This is a genomic window from Stenotrophomonas sp. LMG 10879 (genome assembly GCF_002750935.1).
Classification (GTDB): domain Bacteria; phylum Pseudomonadota; class Gammaproteobacteria; order Xanthomonadales; family Xanthomonadaceae; genus Stenotrophomonas; species Stenotrophomonas lactitubi_B.
The window spans coordinates 417,338-433,635 of the sequence record NZ_PEJT01000001.1 but is presented as its reverse complement, the minus strand read 5'-3'; the positions used below and the strand labels follow the sequence as shown (position 1 = coordinate 433,635).

Below are 16,298 nucleotides of genomic sequence, written 5' to 3'. Positions count from 1 at the left end.
ACTATTCCGGGCCGGTCTTCACCCGGGCCACCCGCTTTCGATACTCATACACGTTGTCACCGCGGATCCGCTTTTCCTGCGTTCCGCTGATGCTGTCCACGCGACGATCCGAGCCGGTCACCGGCTTGGCATCGATCTCGGTTTCGTGTTCGAACGAATGCGATTTGTCGGTGTTGCGGTAGAACCGGTACAGCGCCCAGTACAGCGCGGTCGCGCCGGCCGGGCCTGCAGCCAACAACCAAAGACCACTGTCATCACTCATGTGCTGGCCACCAGGAAGGCAATTGCGAGGGCTTCGATGATCGTGCCGGCGGTCAGCGCCGCCAGCAGCATCTTCCACTGCTGCACGGGTACGCTGCCCATGGTTTCACCGGTCCGGCCGTTCACCGCGATGTAGTGCAGCATGCCGCCGTTCTTGCCGGGCTGATGGTACGAGTACAGCCACACCGGCAGGTACATGGCCACCCAGCGGGTGCCGTGCACCTCCAGCTGCTCCTGTTCCCAGCGTACGCCACGGTCGTAGCGGCGCACCGTGCCTTCCACCTGCGCGCGGGCGATCGACAGCAGCTGGTCTTCCAGCCGCGGCCGCAGCTTTTCGACATCCAGGTTGCGCTTTTCCGAGGTGAAGCCCGCCAGGTAGGAGGCGTTCCACTTCACCGCGTTCTTGGTGTCGAACGGCAGAATCGTGTTGATGATGTTGTTGGTGTTGGCGCGCGTGTCCAGGTTGCCGCGCTCGGCTGACGATTCCAACGGCAGGTCGTCCACGGTGAAATCGACCTGGCGTTCCACCTGGTAGATGTCCGCGTCGTAGTAGGTCTGCTTGTTCTTCTCGCTGCCACGGGTGTATTCGCGTGTCTTGATCTCGCCCTTGCCGGCCACCGCCGCACTGACATTGCCGTCGACGATCATGTAGGGCAGGTATACACCCACCACGTTTTCCGGGGTGAACTGTTCCTTGAACGCCTTGAGCGCGAACATCCGGCGCTTGTCGACGAACTGGCGGATGCGCGCGACGGCATCCTCCTTCTTGATATGGAACGGCAGCACGGCGTCAGGCACGGCGCCATTGGCGATCTGTTCGTTCACGCCGAATACGTGACGGCACCAGTGGCAGCGCGCCGTCATCGTGCTTTCGGTGTTGACCGTGACTTCGGCGCCGCAACCGGTGCACTTGAAGGTCATCAGTGCCGAGGTGTCGGCATCGATATCGCGCGCGCCCGATGCGATGACGGTGCCACGCAGCTGGTCGATGGCTTCGCCCAGGCCGAATTCTTCTTCCACCCGTGCGCCATGCCATTCGTGACGGCAGTACAGGCAGACCAGGATATCGGTGCCCAGCTTGGGCCGGATATCGGTAGCGCCGCACTTCGGGCAGCGGTTGAGGCCGTCCTTCAGTTCGGCCGAAGAGGTATCGATGGCGACCGGGTCGGGCGCCTCGACGTCGTTGCGGATGGCCTCAGGCAGCGTCGAGGTATCGAGCGGGAAGCTGCCGGGCAGGGGAGGGACGTCCTGCGGCGATCCCGGCCCGTCCAGCACCGCCGCCGGCAGGGGCGGCGGTGCTGAAGCGGAGCGGGGCAGCGGCGGCGGCGTGTTTCTGGGATCAGACATGGTGGTTGCGCGTCCTGCGTCTGCTTACAGTCCCAGCGCCTTGGCCTTCAGCGCGTCATAGTCGGTCTGGGTGATCAGGCCCAGATCCAGCATTTCCTTGGCCTTCTTCAGCTTGGCCACCGGGTCGTCGGCAGCCGGCGCGGCCGGGGTTGCCGGCTGCTGCAGGTTGCCCGCGCCGAACATGCCCGACGCCATGCCCACGCCGACAAGGCCGGCGGCACCGCCGTTCTCGCCTGCGGACTGGATGCCCTGGGCAACGCTGGCCTGCAGGTTGGAATTGCCGCGCGAGCCGGACAGGGCATCGGCGCGCTGCACGGTCTTCAGCAGTTCACGGGTGTTGGCGTCGTACTCGATCGAGACGATGGCGGTCTTGACGATGGCCAGGCCGCGATCGGACTTCCACTGGTAGCCCTGTTCGACGGCGGCCGACAGGCTCTGCGCAAAGCCCAGCGAATCCTGCTGCAGCTTGGTGATGCGGTTGCCCTTGCCCGGATCGTTGGTGTACAGGCTGAACGCCGGCGCCAGCGAACCCACCACTTCATTGAACAACTGGCTGGCAGCGGCGTTGTCCAGGTCGGTGAAGTCGAACACCTGGCCCGGCTGCAGGTAGCTGGCCGGAACGAAGTTCTTCACGAACAGGATCGGGTCGACGATCTTCAGCGTGTACGAGCCACGGGTGACCGCGCCGACCTGGGTGTTGAGGAAGCCGTCGTCCCAGTAGATTTCCGACTGGGTGCCGAAGCGGTTGTCCGGCAGTTCCTTCAGCGAAATGAAGAAGGCGGCCTGCTGCGAGCCCGGCTGGCCGCCGAACTTGAAGCGCTCCCAGCTCTGCTTGATGAAGGTGCTGACCAGGCCGTCGCCGGCGAAGATCGACTGTGAGTTCAGATCGTCCGAGCGCCACTCGTAGCCACCCGGCTCGGCGACGAAGGCGGTGATCGCGCCATCCTGGAACAGCAGCAGGCCGTAGCCTTCCGGCACGACGATCTTCGAGCCGTTGCTGATGATGTTGGAGGAGCCACTGGTGTTCGAGCCGCGCCCGGCGTTGGTGCCCTGCGGCACCGCTGCGAACAGGGCTGCCGTGGACGGCAGGCCGGTCGGCACGGTGTAGAAGTCTTTCCATTGGTCCGCCAGCACGCCGCCGACTGCACCCTTCACCGCTTGTACCAGACCCATGACCCACTCCCTGTAGTTGCCGGACAGGCACCACGCCTGTCGTGCTCGGCTGACTATAGAGGAGGCAGGCTACGCCCGGCTAGCGGCCGGACGAGTCCCCATTCATCTGGTTGTGGGGCCTTGGCCCGCCTGACGCCCCAGCCGCAGCCCGTAGCACTTGCAGGCGTCTCAGCGCACCGACTGCGGTACCCGGCGCAGCTTTCCAGTGTCATACCCCATTGCCTTGATGCGGGCGACCGCCTGCTGATACTCCGCCTCGCTTACCTGCGGCGTACGCGCCATGTACCACACGTAGTCGCGCTTGCTGCGGGCCACGATGGTCTGCGTGTAGCCCTCATCCAGCCAGGCAATGAGGTATTCGGCCTGGATGGGCCAGATGAACTGCATGCCCCAGACCGCACCATTGCCATGCTTCTCGACGCGGCCTATCGGGTGCATCGACTTCTGCGGTGACTGGAAGCTGCCCTTGCGATAGGTAAAGGTGGTCTGGATGCGGCCATCGGCCTGCAGCGCGTAGCTTTCCACGGCATCGAAGGCCTCGCGCTCGGGCCGCGACGGAATATGCGCGATGACATACCAGTCGCCCATGAAACGGGGCACGTCGACCTTCGGCGGCAGCGGGATGGGGCGGGTGTCGTGGCTGCTGCAGCCTGCGCCGAACAGGGCCACGGCCAACAGCGTGAACAGTGGGGCGATGCGCATGGTGGCGGTCTCCTTCAGCGCGGGCGGAACAGGTAGTGGGCGACCAGCCATTGCTGGCCGTCGTCGTAGCCGAACAGCTCGGCGCAGGCCATCCAGAACATGCGCCAGCGCTGCCACCAGATGCGTGCAGCGGCTTCGTCGCCATAGGTCTGCGCCAGGATCGGCAGCAGCTGCTCGCGGGCGGCATCCTGGTTGGCCAGCCAGTGGTTGGCGGTACGCTGGTAGTGGGTGCCGTCCAGCAGCCAGCGCTGGTCCAGTACCAGCTCGCGCTGGAAGTGCAGCAGCGTGTCCGCAGCCGGCATCAGGCCGCCGGTGAAGAAGTGCCGGCCCATCCAGTTGTCGTCGCCCTCGGTTTCGAACGGATACATCAGCGTGCGATGGGCGAAGATGTGCACGAACAGCGCGCCGTCCGGCTTCAACCAGCGGGCGATGCGACCCAGCAGGCGGTCGTAATTGCGCACATGCTCGAACATCTCCACCGATACGCAGCGGTCGAATGCCGCTGCAGGCAGCTCCAGCTGGTTGACGTCGCGGGTCAGCACCTCGACGTTGCCGAACCCGCGTGCCTCGCACTGCGCCAGGATATGGCTGCGCTGGCTGTGCGAGTTGGACACGGCGGTGATGCGCGCGTTCGGGAAGCGCTCGGCCATCCACAGCGTCAGCGAGCCCCAGCCGCAGCCCAGCTCCAGGATGTGCTGGCCGTCGGCCAGCTCGGCGCGCTGTCCGTACAGCTCCAGCATCGCGTCCTCGGCCTGGTCCAGCGTCTCGCTGCCGGTACGGTAGTAGCAGCTGCTGTACTTCAGGCGATGCCCCAGGCAGCCCTGGAAGAAGGCGGCGGGAACCTCGTAGTGCTGGCGGTTGGCCGCATCCACGTGCAGGGCCAGCGGGCTACTGGCCAGTTCGGCAATGCGGCGGCTGAAGCGCTGCGACTGCTCCTCGATGCTGCCGGCCGATTCTTCGGCGAGGCGTTGTGCGCACAGGCGACGGATGCCCGCGCGCAGCGCCGCATCAGGCAGCCAGCCACGCTCGGCCCAGCCGGTGAGTCCGCCCTCGGTATCGGCAACCGGAGCAAGGGACGGGGTGCTGTTCATCGGAATCACTCCTTGGGGCTGCGCGGAAACCACGGGAAGAACATCGAGGTGCTGCGCTGGTAGTCGCGATAGTCATCACCGCGACTGCGCAGCGCCTGTTTCTCGGTGAAGGGAACGCCACTGAGGTAGCGCAGGAACACATACATCAGCACCGGCCCGGACCAGGCCAGCCACCACAGGGGCGACGTTGCTGCCAGCAGCACATAGGTGAACCAGTGCAGCCACTCGAAGAAGTAGTTGGGATGGCGTGTATACCGCCACAGCCCTTCGCGGCAGGTGCGGCCCTTGTTGGCCGGGTCGGCACGGAAGCGGGCCAGCTGGCGGTCGGCGAGTGCCTCGCCACCCACGCTGAGCAGCCACACCACAACGGCCGCTGCGATCCAGCCAGGCATGTCGCTGCGTGGGTTGCTGGCCACGGCCACGAACGGCAGTGCAAACAGCACCACCAACGCGGCCTGTGCCATGAAAAAGCCGAAGATCTTTCCCTGATGGCCGTGCCAGTGCTCACGTAGATAGCGGTAGCGACCGTCTTCCGCCTCGCTGCGCACACGGCGCCACAGATGCAGGGCAAGTCGGCTTCCCCACAGGCCACCCAGCACCGCCAGCGCAATGCGGGGCTGCAGCGCGCCATCACCCAGCCACGCAAGCAGCAGCGCGCCGGCCGCCACGCCCTTTGCCCAGAGGACATCGACGATGCCGATGTTGCGGTGCCTGCGCTGCCAGGCCCAGCCCCAGGCCATGATCAGCACGGCATACAGCAGTACCCACCACACGCTGCTCATCAGGTTGCTCCAATCAATGGGGTGTCGTGGTTGCCGGGCGTTCCGCGGCGGGCCACCGCGCACAGCAGCGACAGCGCGATGCACCAGCCCAGCGCCAGGGTTGCCACGCCCTGCCAGGCCGGGGTGGTGAAGTGCACCGCCTGGAATCCGCGCGCCGCAGACAGATACGCCAGCGGCGCCAGCAGGCCGAGGGCCACCGGCAGCAGCCAGTGCCGCTGCAGGAAGGCCATCGATGCGGTCAGCGTCATCGCAAAGGCCGCCCACAGCGCGAAGATCCACGGCGGCGGCACCCATCCCAGCGGCGCAGCGGCGTACTGCACGCCACCGCTGGCGGCAGCGCTGCCATCCACCAGCCAGGCGCAGGCCAGCGCGAGCAACAGCAGGCGAACATCCAGGCGCGGCTGCGGCGAGGTGAGCAACTGGCTGCCGACATACACGCTGGCTGACAGCACCGCCGGCCATTGCCAGCCACGGCCGGCGCCGGCAACGGCGCACAGCCACACCATCTGGTTGCCGATCACGTTGGCCCAGTTGCGGCGCATGTCAGTCGATCCGTTCGCCGTGGGCATCTGCTTCGGGGCGGTAGCCAGGGCGTGCCAGCAGCAGATGCGACACGCCGATGGAGCGTTCCAGGAAGCCACCTTCGCAATAGGCCAGATAGAACTCCCACAGCCTGCAGAAGCGCTCATCGAAGCCCTGCGCGCGTACCGCCGGCAACTGCGCCAGGAAGCGCTGCCGCCACGCGCGCAGGGTCAGTGCATAGGAGTGGCCGAAGTCCTGCTGGGCGATCAGCTGCAGGTCACTGGCCCGGGTCTTGGCGGCCAGGATGGCGTTGATCGACGGGATGAAGCTGCCCGGAAACACGAAGCGCTTGATGTAGTCCACGCTGCGCCGCGCCTGTTCATAGCGCTGGTCCTCGATGGTGATGGCCTGCAGCAGGGCCACCCCATCGGGTTTCAACAACCGCTGCAGGGTGGCCATGTAGGTATCCAGATACTCGGCACCGATGGCCTCGATCATCTCGATGGAGACCAGCTTGTCGAACTGTCCCTGCAGATCGCGGTAGTCCTGCATCAGCAACGTCACCCGATCCTGCAGGCCGGCCTCGCGCACGCGCAGTGCGGCCAGTGCGTGCTGTTCCGCGGAGATGGTGGTGGTGGTGACGTGGCAGCCGTAATGCTGCGCGGCGTGCACGGCAAAGCCGCCCCAGCCGGTGCCGATCTCGACCACGCGATCACCCGGCTGCAGTCGCAGGTGCTGGCAGATGCGGTCCAGCTTGCGTCGCGACGCACGCTCCAGCGAGTCGCCGGCATCGGTGAACAGCGCCGAGGAGTACATCAGGTCCGGCGACAGGAACAGGGCGAAGAAATCATTGCCCAGGTCATAGTGGGCGGCGATGTTGCGACGGCTGCCTTCGCGGCTGTTGCGCCGCAGCCGGTTCCAGCCACGCAGCAGCCAGCCGCCGATGCGCGCCGGCCCGCGTTCCATGCCATCGAGCAGGTCGCGGTTGCGTACCAGCAGCTGCACCAGTGCCACCAGATCATCGCAGCGCCAATCACCGTTGATGTAGCTCTCGCCGGCGCCAACGCTGCCGTTCGCGGCCACCTTGCGGTAGAACGCCGGGTCATCGATGGTCACGGTGACCTGCAGGTCGCTGCCTTCGTTGCCCAGCTGCACATCGCCAAACGCATCGCGCACGCACAGGCGGCCGTTGTGCAGCGGCGCAAGCTGGGCCAGCAGGCGCCGGCGCAGGAACGCGTCCAGGGTGCCGGGCTGGGGCAGGGTGGCCGAGGGGGTCATTTCGTTCATCGCGGTTTCTCGGCTAGGGAAGGATGGTCGTGCACAGGGTTGCGCTTGAGCCAGAGGCGCAGTGCCTGCCAATGGATGGCGGCGACCACCTGCGCGCTCATCAAGGGGTAGCAAGCCAGCACCCGGGCAAGTCCGCGGTCATCAATGGGCCGCCGCTGCATGCTCTGGGTGGCATCGAACTGGCGTTGGCCGTCGCGCCAGACCTGCATGTGCACACGCAGGTCGTCAGCGGGCGCGGTAAAGCGCCAGTCGTAGGCGCAATCCATCGGCATGAAGGGGGAAACGTGGAAGGCCTTGTCGAACTGCCAGCGCAGGGCGCGACCCTGCTGCACCGCGGTTGCGACCGGCAGCACGTAGGCGTGCCGTTCCTTCCAGGGGGTATTGGTGATCTCGGCGACGATGCAGTCCAGGGTCTCCCCGTCAGCCTGGTAGCAGTAGTAGAAGCTGACCGGATTGAACACGTGGCCCCCGAAACGCAGGTGGCTCAGCAGGCGAACCGGGCCGTCGGGGCGCCGCCCGAGCACCGTGGCGGCATGATCACGCACGGCGTCGGCCAGGGAGAGGGCGGGATCACCGAAGTAGTCGCTGCGGCGGAACTCTGCCAGGTTGCGGCGCCCGACCGACCACAGCCAGCGCCCGGCAAATACCTGGTCCAGCTCGTCGAGGTCCAGCAGCAGCTGCGCGATCGGGTAGCGGAACGCGTGCGCATGCGGGTGGTAGCGACGATGCTCGACGTGGCCGAAGTAGATGGCGCTGGCGCTCACGCAGGCACCTCCATCTGCTGCGCGATGCCGCGGTGGAACGAGCGCGCCTGCAGCGCGTCGACCACGCGGCGGGCACTGCGGATGCCGTCCTCGTGAAAGCCCCAGCCCCAGTAGGCACCGGCAAACCAGGTGTGCCGATGGCCCTGCACCTCGCCCCAGCGCTGCTGTGCCTGTACCGCAACATGGTCGTGTACCGGGTGTGCGTACTGCAGGCGGCGCAGTACCTTGGCCGGATCGATGGCCTCGCTGCGGTTGAGGGTCACCACCAACGGAGTGTCGCCGGGCAGCCCCTGCAGCAGGTTCATGCAGTAGCTGACCGTGCAGGGCGCAGCGGGGTCGCGCGGCACATGCGCGTTCCAGGCCGCCCAGGCCTTGCGGTTGGCGGGCAGCAGCGAGGCATCGGTATGCAGCACCGCCTCATTGGGCTGGTAGCGGATCGCACCGAGCACCGCCCGCTCAACCGGATCGGCGTCGGCCAGCAGCGCCAGGGCCTGGTCGCTGTGGCAGGCCAGGATCACTTCATCAAAGCCTTCGATGCCGTTGGCCGTGTGCACGCGCGCCCCCCAGGGCATGCGCTCGACGGCGTGCACGGGGCATTCCAGCCGCTCGTGTACCCGCCAGCGCGCACGCAGCGCATCGACGTAGCGGGCCGAGCCGCCCTTGACCACGCGCCAGGACGCGCGCCCAGTCATCTGCAGCATCTGGTGGTTGGCCATGAACTGCACCAGGTAGCGCGCCGGAAAGTCCAGCACCTGTGCGGTCGGTGATGACCATAGCGCCGAGGCCATCGGCAGCAGATGCTCCTGCACGAACGCCTCGCCATAGCGCTGGCTGTGCAGGTACTGGCCCAGCGTAGGTCCCTGCTCCTCGCCGAGCAGCAGGGGGGCGTCACGATAGAAACGCCGCAGGTCAGCCAGCATGCCCCAGAAACGCGGGGACACCAGGTTTCTTCGTTGGCAGAACAGCCCATCGAGCGAGGTGGCGTTGTACTCCACGCCGCTGCGCTCGCTGTGCATCGAGAAGCTCATCGTGGTGGGCTGCGAGGCCACGCCAAGTTCATCGAACAGGGCCGACAACAGCGGGTAGTGGTGCGGATTGAAGACGATGAACCCCGTGTCGACCGCCATCCTGCGTCCGTCCACAGTCACGTCGTGGGTGTGGGTGTGGCCGCCCAGGTAGTCGTTGGCCTCGAACAGGGTGACGTCATGCTCGCCGTCCAGCCACCAAGCGCTGGCCAGGCCGGCGATGCCGGAACCGATGATCGCGATGCGCATGTCAGTGCCTCGCCTTGGCCAGTACCCAGGCCGGGATCGGCTTGAGGCCCTTCACCAGGCCCAGCGCAGCCATCACCCGCAGGCCATACCAGCTGATGTCGATCTCCCACCAGCGGAAGCCCTGGCGCGCGGTGCCGGGGAAGAAGTGATGGTTGTTGTGCCAGCCCTCACCGAAGGTCAGCAGGGCCAGCCACAGGTTGTTGCGGCTGTCATCGCGGGTCTCGAAGCGGCGCCGGCCGAAGCGGTGCGCCAGCGAATTGATGGTGACCGTGGCATGGAACAGCACGACGGTGGAGATGAAGAAGCCCCACACCAGCAGCTGCGGGCCGCTGGTGTGCAACGCCGGGGCCACGCGCTCGAGCACCGCGCCGAGGCCGTACAGCGCAGCGGCCAGCAACACGGGCACCACGGTGTCGAACCGGTCCAGCCAGCGCAGTTCGGGGTACCGGGCCAGATCGGGGATGCGCTGCAGGTCGGTGGCAAAGGCGCCGCGGGTGAGGAACCACCCCATGTGACTGCGCCAGAATCCACCCTGGAGTGGGGAATGCGGGTCCTGCGGTTGATCGGCGTGGCGGTGGTGATGGCGGTGGTGTGCTGCCCACCAGAGCGGGCCACGCTGCACGCTGGCGGCACCGATGACGGCGAACACGAACTGCACGGTGCGCGATGCCTCGAAGGTGCGGTGCGAGAAGTAACGGTGATAGAACGCGGTGATGGCGAACATCCTGATTGCGTACAGGAACACGGCGACCGCAACCGCCGTCCAGGACACGCCAACCCAGATCACCCCGAGGCAGGCCACATGCAACAGCGCGAAGGGCAGGGCGCGCAGCCAGTCGATGCGGTCACCCTGAGCGCCGTCCGCCGCCACTTCGCTTCCGGCATCGGTATCGAACCAGCGCTGGAAGGTGCGCAACAGGCGCGAACGTCTGCGGAGGGGAGGCGCTGCGGATGCCATGGACGGAAGCCCGAGGGAGTCGATTGCCTACCTCTACGTGTTGCGGTGCCGGTTGGATGCAGACGATTGCACGCGACTGCGCTTTCACTTGGCCGTAACACAGCTCGATACCAGCGGTCGCTGCAGTTCATCGCGCCAGCGTTGCTCCGGGTGCTCGGTGGCGGCGGCGGCAAAGCGCACGGTCACCTGCGGATAGTTGCCACGTGCATCGCGCAGGTTGCTGGTGCCACGGAACTCCAGCAGGCGGCGATCTGCATCGGCGTATATAAGCGACAGACGCGGGGCCACCGCGCCGAACCACGTGTCGAGGCGGACGTCGACGGCGTGGGCGGCAAGCCCCTGCCAGCGCACGGGGCCCTGGTACTGCACCTGCACGGGGTAGAAGCGCTGCCGGCCGGGCACCAGGAAAGGCAGGCTGACCGGCCTTCCATCCAGCAGCGTCTGCCAGTGGCCCCGCACGGCGGCATCGAAGCCGACGTCGATCACGGCATCCGCCGGTAGAGGCAGCTGCTTGATTCGTGATGGCGCAGACCTGTCTTCCTTCCAGTCGACCTGCACCCCGTCGCGGCCGACCACCACGCGGGCCGCCTGGCCGCTGCGGGCGTCCTGCAGCACATAGCCCCGCGCCTGCGGCCGCGCGGCGGCGGGCATCTGTTTGCGGGCGAAGGGTTGCCCTGCAGGGCAGAGGTACTCCACCCAGCGCTCGCTGCCATCGCCGGCCCCGCGCTGCCAATGCACTTCGCGGTAGGCGGCGGTTCCATCGGGCAGGGTGGCAACGCCCTCCGAACGCAGCAGCGGCGCCGCACCGGCGGCGCAGGGGGCGACCATCAACAACCAGGCAGCACGCATCGGGGCGATCCATGGGAGACTTGCCCGCCTGTACGGGCGGTGGCACCGGCTGGATGCACGCTGGCGCCCATCCCGGGTGCATCCAACCGGCGCTGCTGTGCGTAGAGACAAGGACTCCTCTTCACTCAACGGCTGCCCCCGCCGATGTACCGTCCACCCGCCAGCCCCTCTCTTTCCTTCGACACCGCGCGGATCGTGTCCAGTTCACAGCAGCCCAGCAACGAGCCGACGAACTGGAACGGCGAGATGGACGGTGTCGCCCGGCTGCGCGACCGTGATTGCTTCCTGCGCATCTACGACCACTTCATGCCGCGCCTGTGCATCTATCTGCGCGGCCTTGGCGCACCTGCAGCGGTGGCCGAAGAGCTGGCCCAGGAATGCCTGCTGCGCCTGTGGCTGCGTGCAGCCGAATTCGATCCTGCGCAGGGCGCGCTGAGCACCTGGCTGTACCGCATCGGCCGCAACCTGCACATTGACCGGGTGCGCCGCGAGCGCAGCTGGATGCAGGTGCAGGAAGCGGTGGAGGACGCTGCTGCCGGTGATGTCAGCGAGCGCAGCAGCGCCGAGCAGTTTGCCGACCACGCCCGCCTGCGCCAGCGCATCAACGAGCTGCCGGCCACGCAGGCGCGCCTGGTACGGATGTCCTACTTCGAGGCCAAGAGCCACAGCGAGATCGCACAGGCGCTGGGCATGCCGCTGGGCACGGTCAAATCACACCTGCGACGAGCGTTCCTGCAGTTGCAGTCGAAGGTGGGGGGTGCACCATGAATCCGCACCACCATCTGCATGAGTCGACGCTGATGAGCTACGCCGCCGGCGCCCTGCCGACGCCCCTGAGCATCGTCGCCGGCACGCATCTGGAGCAGTGCCCGCACTGTCGCCAGCGCCTGCGCGAAGCCGAGGCCATCGGTGCCGCACTGCTGGAGCAGACCCAGCCGTCGGCGGCTGAGGCGCGGCGGGCAGGGCTGCGCGAGGCAATGCTTGCGCAGCTCGATGTGGACCAGGCCGGCATGGCGCCGAGCCCGCTGCGGTCGATGCCGCCGGAACGGCCCGAGGCCGACCCGGACCATCTGCCGAAGTCGCTGCATCCTTACTTTGGTGATTCGCTGGGTCGCCTGCACTGGCGCTGGATGGCCCCTGGAGTGCATTGCATCCGCGCAGAACAGATGCCTTCGCTGATCATGCTGAAGATCGCGCCGGGAAAATGCCTGCCGATGCACAGCCATGGCCGCAGCGAACTGACCCAGATCCTGCGCGGCTCCTACAATGATGCACTGGGGTTGTTCGCGCCAGGCGATGTTGCCGATCTGGACGAGGACGTCGAACACCAGCCGGTAACGGCGCCAGGCGTACCCTGCATCTGCGTGTCCGCGCTGGACGCGCCGCTGGTGTTCAGTGGTTGGCTGGCACGGAAGATCCAGCGCTTCGTCAAACTCTAGGCTTCTTCAAGGTCAACGCATGCACCCAACACGCCCGCTGCGGATTCTGCTGACCGGTGCGACCGGACTGGTCGGGCAGGGCGTTGCCCGTGCCTGCCTCGCTTCGCCGCAGGTGGCGCGGACCGCAGCCCTGGTCCGCAGCCAGGCCGGGCTGGACGCGCGGATCGAGCAGATCGTGCTGGCGGATTTCCAGCATGCCCGCGATGTGCGCCCGCTGCTGGACGGATTCGACGCCTGTTTCTATTGCGCCGGCGCGCCACCGTTCGGCACCGCCGAGGATGAGTATCGGAAGGTCACGCTCGATGCCACCCTGGCTGTAGCTGCAGCATGGGCCGAGACGAATCCAGACGGCCGGTTCCTGTATGTCTCCGGTGCTCACGCCAACCCACACAGCCGGATCATGCCGCTGCGCATCAAGGGCGAGACCGAGACTGCATTGGCGCAGCTCCCGGTGCGCACCGTCATGCTGCGTCCTGCGGGGGTGCGCCCTGTGGCGGGAACCGGCACCCGTCATGCGGCATTGAAGCCGCTGTATCGCTTTGGCGGCCCCTTGATGGCGGCGGCGGGCCGCATCCTGCCTTCGCTGGTGACCAGCAACGAGGCCATCGGCCGCGCGATGATCGTGCTGGCGACGATGCCTGAGCCGCCAGCAGTGCTCGAATGCGCGCAGATCAATCGGCTGGGTTCTGCTTCCGCAGACTGAAGGCCGTGGTGCACATCTGCTGCACATCGCGGCAACTACAGTCGAGGCTCCTCCTTCTGTGACGCATCGACGTGAACCTGCAGCCATCGTCCTCTCCGCTTCGCCCATCGCGCCCCGCGCCTGACAACGGCCGCTTTGATCTGCTGGATGTCAACGCGCTGCAGGATCCCGGCAGCGGCCGCATCGTTCATCTCTATTCGCTGGTGGCGCGCTGCCTGTCCTGCGAGCTGGTGTTCAAGGCGCAGGAAGGCGATGGGCTTGTGAGCACCTCTGCCGCACGCGTACTGCGCTGCCCGACCGGCTGCGGTGAGCAGGCCTTCAGGGGCAGCGCGCTGCGCCAGTGGCGGCCTGCGGCACAGGGCCTTGAGGCATCGCTCGGCTAAAGCACGGCCGGATTGGCCTGCCACACTGCGTAGTTGAGCGCGCTGGCGAACGCCACCCATGCCAGGTAAGGCAGCAGCAGCCACGCCGCTGCCGGGCGCACGCGATGGAAGGCGACCACGGTGGCCACGATCAGCACCAGCAACAGCAGGATGCCAGCAAATGCCAGCGCCCCCTGTTTCCAGCCGAAGAACAGCCAGCTCCACAGCACATTGAGCGCCAGCTGCAGCAGGTAGAGCACCAGCGCAGGCGTGGCCGCGCGCCATCCGCCCTGGCGCCAGACCAGCCACGCGGCCAGCGCCATCAGCGCGTAGAGCAGCGTCCACACCGGGCCAAACACGCTGGCAGGCGGCGCCCATGTCGGCAACGCGAGGCCTGCGTAGAACTCCGCTGCAGAAATGGAGGCGCGCGCGCCGAGCGCGGCAGCAAGAAAAGTAACGACGGCCCAGCCCAGAAGACCAACTGCCTGCCTGCGGACGTTCATGGTGTATCTCCTCCAGCACGAGTGCGGACTGCGGTAGTGCGTTGTACGTAAACGCGTCGCGACTGGATGCAGCCTTCGGTTCAGTCGGCCGTGCCGCCGTCGCTGACCGCTGCAGCACCGGGCAGCAGCGCTGGCCGACCCTCGAACCACTCGCGCGCGCCGGCCAGATGCCATTGCCGGCGCTGGCCATCCAGCTCGATGCCGGCACCCAGCAGGCCCCAGCGCAGGTACAGGTCGCCGCGCTTGCGCTGCTCCAGCAGATCCAGCCGCGCACGCAGTGAAAGCCGCTCGTTTTCCGCCTGCAGTCCATCCAGTACCAGATGCCCGGCCCGCCAGCGCAGTCGGGTGTGCGCATCCACCTGGCCGGAATCGAGCAGGGACAATGCCCAGCGCGGGTAATCGCTGCGCTCGGCAAACAGCGCCAGCAGCGGGCCGGCGTCGCGCATGGCGAGGTCCGCACGTGCGTCCACCTGGAAGGGTGACTGCGCATCGATGTCGCCGCGGGCGATGGTGACCCGGCCCCACCACGGTTGTGGTCGCTGCTGGTCACCCACCTGCACATTGCGCAGCTCGATCACGCTCCCGCCCAGATCGAACCGGCGCTGGCTGAAATCGCCGCGTCGCAGCCTGCCATCCACGCGCGCGTCGCCCTGCAGGTCGAGCCCCGCCACCTGCAGCCGTGCGCGTTGACTGCGCAGGCGCACGCTGCCGTTGCCGACCCGTCCCTGGGTATCAAGTTCAGCGTCGCCGCTCACCTTGCCAGCGCCCCCCTGCAGCCGGACCTGGCCGTTGCCCAGGTAGCGGTTGTAGGCGGTGAGGTCTGGAATGGTTGCGTCGTCGAAGCGCAGCTGCGCGCGCACTCCCTTGCGCAGTTCGCGCAGACGGCCGTCACCGGTGAGTGTCAGCGCCAGATCGCGACCATCGAACAACGTGGCACCTTTGGCGCCGCCGGCATGGGCGCTGAACGTAGGAAGCTTCACCGCCAGTACGGCGCGCGTAGGCGTTCCGGCCTGCAGTTGTCCATGGGCGCTGGCCGTTCCCTGCAGGTGCACGCCGGCCACCTCGGCCACCGCCCGTGCCGCCGGAATATCGACGCTGCTGCCGGCGGCCAACTCGCCGTTCTGCAGGCGCAGGTCCGCGCGCAGCACGCCGCCGCCCTGCAGCTGGAACCAGGGCTTCTGCACGAACAGCGCGGGAATCCAGTTGAGCGAGGTGAAGGTCCATTCGCCCTTGACGTTACCAGAGGTGCGTCCCAGCACCTCGCTGGGATCGGCAAATGGAATGTGTCGCCCGGCGATGATCAGATCCGCATCGAGTGCAGAGCCGGTGCCATCGCGTTGCGGCAATCGCGCCTGCAGACGGATATCGCGAGCGGCATCCAGCTGTATCGCCAGCGTTCCACGGTCCGGTGCGCCGGCCCCTACCTGCAACGGAACCCGCCAGACGGCATGGCTGCCCGGCTGCAGCGCGCCCTGGTCAAGGGTAAGCGAGGCCTGCAACTGCCCCGGTACGGCAGCGCTGGCAACGGTGGGTCGTTGCGTGTCCGTATCCAGGCGCAACCCCTGGCTGCGCGCCTTTACCTCCAGCACCGCATGCAGCAGGCCCAGTTTTTCCAGGCCCGGCGCCTGGTCGCGGTAGTGTCGTGGATAGGAGAACTGCGACTTCAACTGCATGTCGCCAAGCAGCTGGGTGCCGTCGAGGCTGACATCGGCATCCGCGAAAGACACCTCCGAGTCCAGCAGCTCCGATGGCCCGCCGCGCAATTGCTTGACGAAGCCGACGGTGCCGCTGCCCTGGCCGACGATCAACAGCTTGCCCGTGCGGACGCTGCGGATGCTGTCGCTGTGAATGGCATCGAATCGCAACGTCCAGCCGCGATCACCGCGTGGTGGTGAGGGAATGGCCTCATCCACACGCGCGATCTCGGCGGCTACACCGGTCGCGTGCAGCGACGGCACGCGCACTTCACGCTGGAACAGTGGCAGCAACGCCAGGCGGGCACTGGCCCGGTCTGCGCGCAGCACATACACCGTGTGATTGACGTGGCCGCGCATCTGCACGTTCCAGGCGATGACATGTCCCGGCAGCAGCGTGATCGCGGGACCGGTGGTCATCACGAACTTGTGCGGCTTGCGATTGGTGACCTGATCGAACAGCGGCGTATTGAGAAAGACATTGCCCGCGAGCAGGTACAGCAGATACAGGCCCAGCAGGACAGTCAGCAGCGTGCGGCCGTGACGGAACCATTGCTGCGGCGGGGCGAGGGAGCGGGGCATGGACC

The 16,298-nt window shown here is 67.0% G+C and carries 18 protein-coding genes; 4 read left to right on the top strand and 14 right to left on the bottom strand.

Features of this window, described 5'->3' with window-relative positions; translation table 11 throughout:
• Position 1: 1 nt before the first annotated feature.
• From CR919_RS01820 to CR919_RS01765, 12 genes are all read right to left on the bottom strand, one after another.
• Positions 2 to 262: a hypothetical protein gene (locus tag CR919_RS01820; RefSeq protein WP_099818559.1), complete on the bottom strand. Its 261-nt coding sequence runs from the start codon at positions 260 to 262 to the stop codon at positions 2 to 4.
• Positions 259 to 1,608, bottom strand: a complete 1,350-nt coding sequence (locus CR919_RS01815) for a hypothetical protein (RefSeq protein ID WP_099818558.1) — start codon at positions 1,606 to 1,608, stop codon at positions 259 to 261. The genes CR919_RS01820 and CR919_RS01815 overlap by 4 nt, the downstream gene beginning before the upstream one ends.
• Before the next feature lie 24 nt (positions 1,609 to 1,632).
• Positions 1,633 to 2,781, bottom strand: coding sequence for an SPFH domain-containing protein (locus tag CR919_RS01810; protein ID WP_099818557.1), 1,149 nt, complete (start codon positions 2,779 to 2,781; stop codon positions 1,633 to 1,635).
• Between the two features lie 168 nt (positions 2,782 to 2,949).
• Positions 2,950 to 3,483: a lipocalin family protein gene (locus tag CR919_RS01805; RefSeq protein WP_099818556.1), complete on the bottom strand. Its 534-nt coding sequence runs from the start codon at positions 3,481 to 3,483 to the stop codon at positions 2,950 to 2,952.
• Between the two features lie 14 nt (positions 3,484 to 3,497).
• Positions 3,498 to 4,574 (bottom strand): class I SAM-dependent methyltransferase, encoded by a 1,077-nt coding sequence (locus tag CR919_RS01800; RefSeq protein ID WP_099818555.1) that lies wholly within the window; start codon positions 4,572 to 4,574, stop codon positions 3,498 to 3,500.
• A 5-nt stretch (positions 4,575 to 4,579) separates the two neighbouring features.
• Positions 4,580 to 5,356, bottom strand: coding sequence for a DUF1295 domain-containing protein (locus CR919_RS01795; RefSeq protein ID WP_099818554.1), 777 nt, complete (start codon positions 5,354 to 5,356; stop codon positions 4,580 to 4,582).
• The gene (locus CR919_RS01790; RefSeq protein WP_099818553.1) at positions 5,356 to 5,898 is read right to left on the bottom strand and encodes a DUF2878 domain-containing protein; all 543 of its coding nucleotides are present in this window, start codon (positions 5,896 to 5,898) and stop codon (positions 5,356 to 5,358) included. Before CR919_RS01790 ends, CR919_RS01795 begins: the two co-directional genes overlap by 1 nt.
• Position 5,899: 1 nt before the next feature.
• On the bottom strand, positions 5,900 to 7,165 hold the full coding sequence (locus CR919_RS01785; RefSeq protein ID WP_099818552.1) for a cyclopropane-fatty-acyl-phospholipid synthase family protein: 1,266 nt from the start codon (positions 7,163 to 7,165) through the stop codon (positions 5,900 to 5,902).
• A complete protein-coding gene (locus tag CR919_RS01780) occupies positions 7,162 to 7,929 on the bottom strand; it encodes a DUF1365 domain-containing protein (RefSeq protein WP_099818551.1) in 768 nt (255 codons plus the stop codon). The genes CR919_RS01785 and CR919_RS01780 overlap by 4 nt, the downstream gene beginning before the upstream one ends.
• On the bottom strand, positions 7,926 to 9,203 hold the full coding sequence (locus CR919_RS01775) for an FAD-dependent oxidoreductase (RefSeq protein WP_099818550.1): 1,278 nt from the start codon (positions 9,201 to 9,203) through the stop codon (positions 7,926 to 7,928). Before CR919_RS01775 ends, CR919_RS01780 begins: the two co-directional genes overlap by 4 nt.
• 1 nt (position 9,204) lies before the next feature.
• Positions 9,205 to 10,161 (bottom strand): acyl-CoA desaturase, encoded by a 957-nt coding sequence (locus tag CR919_RS01770; protein WP_099818549.1) that lies wholly within the window; start codon positions 10,159 to 10,161, stop codon positions 9,205 to 9,207.
• An 84-nt stretch (positions 10,162 to 10,245) separates the two neighbouring features.
• Entirely contained in the window at positions 10,246 to 11,010 is a 765-nt protein-coding gene (locus CR919_RS01765; protein WP_099818548.1) for a hypothetical protein, read from the bottom strand.
• 144 nt (positions 11,011 to 11,154) lie between these two features.
• Here CR919_RS01765 and CR919_RS01760 point away from each other — a divergent pair, with 144 nt between their 5' ends.
• The 4 genes from CR919_RS01760 (at position 11,155) to CR919_RS01745 (ending at position 13,535) form a co-directional block, all read left to right on the top strand.
• Positions 11,155 to 11,778 carry a sigma-70 family RNA polymerase sigma factor gene (locus tag CR919_RS01760; protein WP_099818547.1) on the top strand — a complete coding sequence of 208 codons (624 nt, stop codon included), beginning with the start codon at positions 11,155 to 11,157 and terminating at the stop codon, positions 11,776 to 11,778.
• Positions 11,775 to 12,449, top strand: a complete 675-nt coding sequence (locus CR919_RS01755; RefSeq protein ID WP_099818546.1) for a ChrR family anti-sigma-E factor — start codon at positions 11,775 to 11,777, stop codon at positions 12,447 to 12,449. Before CR919_RS01760 ends, CR919_RS01755 begins: the two co-directional genes overlap by 4 nt.
• Before the next feature lie 19 nt (positions 12,450 to 12,468).
• Complete coding sequence (locus CR919_RS01750) at positions 12,469 to 13,152, top strand: NAD(P)H-binding protein (RefSeq protein WP_099818545.1); 684 nt, start codon at positions 12,469 to 12,471, stop codon at positions 13,150 to 13,152.
• Between the two features lie 71 nt (positions 13,153 to 13,223).
• Positions 13,224 to 13,535 carry a hypothetical protein gene (locus CR919_RS01745; RefSeq protein WP_099818544.1) on the top strand — a complete coding sequence of 104 codons (312 nt, stop codon included), beginning with the start codon at positions 13,224 to 13,226 and terminating at the stop codon, positions 13,533 to 13,535.
• On the opposite strand, the gene CR919_RS01740 is transcribed toward CR919_RS01745, so the two are convergent.
• Both CR919_RS01740 and CR919_RS01735 read right to left on the bottom strand, forming a co-directional pair.
• Positions 13,532 to 14,017: a TspO/MBR family protein gene (locus CR919_RS01740; RefSeq protein WP_099818543.1), complete on the bottom strand. Its 486-nt coding sequence runs from the start codon at positions 14,015 to 14,017 to the stop codon at positions 13,532 to 13,534. The two genes, CR919_RS01745 and CR919_RS01740, sit on opposite strands and share 4 nt — an antisense overlap.
• Before the next feature lie 80 nt (positions 14,018 to 14,097).
• Entirely contained in the window at positions 14,098 to 16,293 is a 2,196-nt protein-coding gene (locus CR919_RS01735; RefSeq protein WP_099818542.1) for a hypothetical protein, read from the bottom strand.
• Positions 16,294 to 16,298 lie beyond the last annotated feature (5 nt).

Coding starts and splice junctions, on each gene's coding strand:
- CR919_RS01735 (WP_099818542.1), bottom strand. CDS start 16,293: ATGCCCCGCTCCCTCGCCCCGCCGCAGCAATGGTTCCGTCACGGCCGC.
- CR919_RS01750 (WP_099818545.1), top strand. CDS start 12,469: ATGCACCCAACACGCCCGCTGCGGATTCTGCTGACCGGTGCGACCGGA.
- CR919_RS01760 (WP_099818547.1), top strand. CDS start 11,155: ATGTACCGTCCACCCGCCAGCCCCTCTCTTTCCTTCGACACCGCGCGG.
- CR919_RS01810 (WP_099818557.1), bottom strand. CDS start 2,781: ATGGGTCTGGTACAAGCGGTGAAGGGTGCAGTCGGCGGCGTGCTGGCG.
- CR919_RS01790 (WP_099818553.1), bottom strand. CDS start 5,898: ATGCGCCGCAACTGGGCCAACGTGATCGGCAACCAGATGGTGTGGCTG.
- CR919_RS01805 (WP_099818556.1), bottom strand. CDS start 3,483: ATGCGCATCGCCCCACTGTTCACGCTGTTGGCCGTGGCCCTGTTCGGC.
- CR919_RS01755 (WP_099818546.1), top strand. CDS start 11,775: ATGAATCCGCACCACCATCTGCATGAGTCGACGCTGATGAGCTACGCC.
- CR919_RS01765 (WP_099818548.1), bottom strand. CDS start 11,010: ATGCGTGCTGCCTGGTTGTTGATGGTCGCCCCCTGCGCCGCCGGTGCG.
- CR919_RS01795 (WP_099818554.1), bottom strand. CDS start 5,356: ATGAGCAGCGTGTGGTGGGTACTGCTGTATGCCGTGCTGATCATGGCC.
- CR919_RS01740 (WP_099818543.1), bottom strand. CDS start 14,017: ATGAACGTCCGCAGGCAGGCAGTTGGTCTTCTGGGCTGGGCCGTCGTT.
- CR919_RS01820 (WP_099818559.1), bottom strand. CDS start 262: ATGAGTGATGACAGTGGTCTTTGGTTGTTGGCTGCAGGCCCGGCCGGC.
- CR919_RS01815 (WP_099818558.1), bottom strand. CDS start 1,608: ATGTCTGATCCCAGAAACACGCCGCCGCCGCTGCCCCGCTCCGCTTCA.
- CR919_RS01785 (WP_099818552.1), bottom strand. CDS start 7,165: ATGAACGAAATGACCCCCTCGGCCACCCTGCCCCAGCCCGGCACCCTG.
- CR919_RS01775 (WP_099818550.1), bottom strand. CDS start 9,203: ATGCGCATCGCGATCATCGGTTCCGGCATCGCCGGCCTGGCCAGCGCT.
- CR919_RS01800 (WP_099818555.1), bottom strand. CDS start 4,574: ATGAACAGCACCCCGTCCCTTGCTCCGGTTGCCGATACCGAGGGCGGA.
- CR919_RS01770 (WP_099818549.1), bottom strand. CDS start 10,161: ATGGCATCCGCAGCGCCTCCCCTCCGCAGACGTTCGCGCCTGTTGCGC.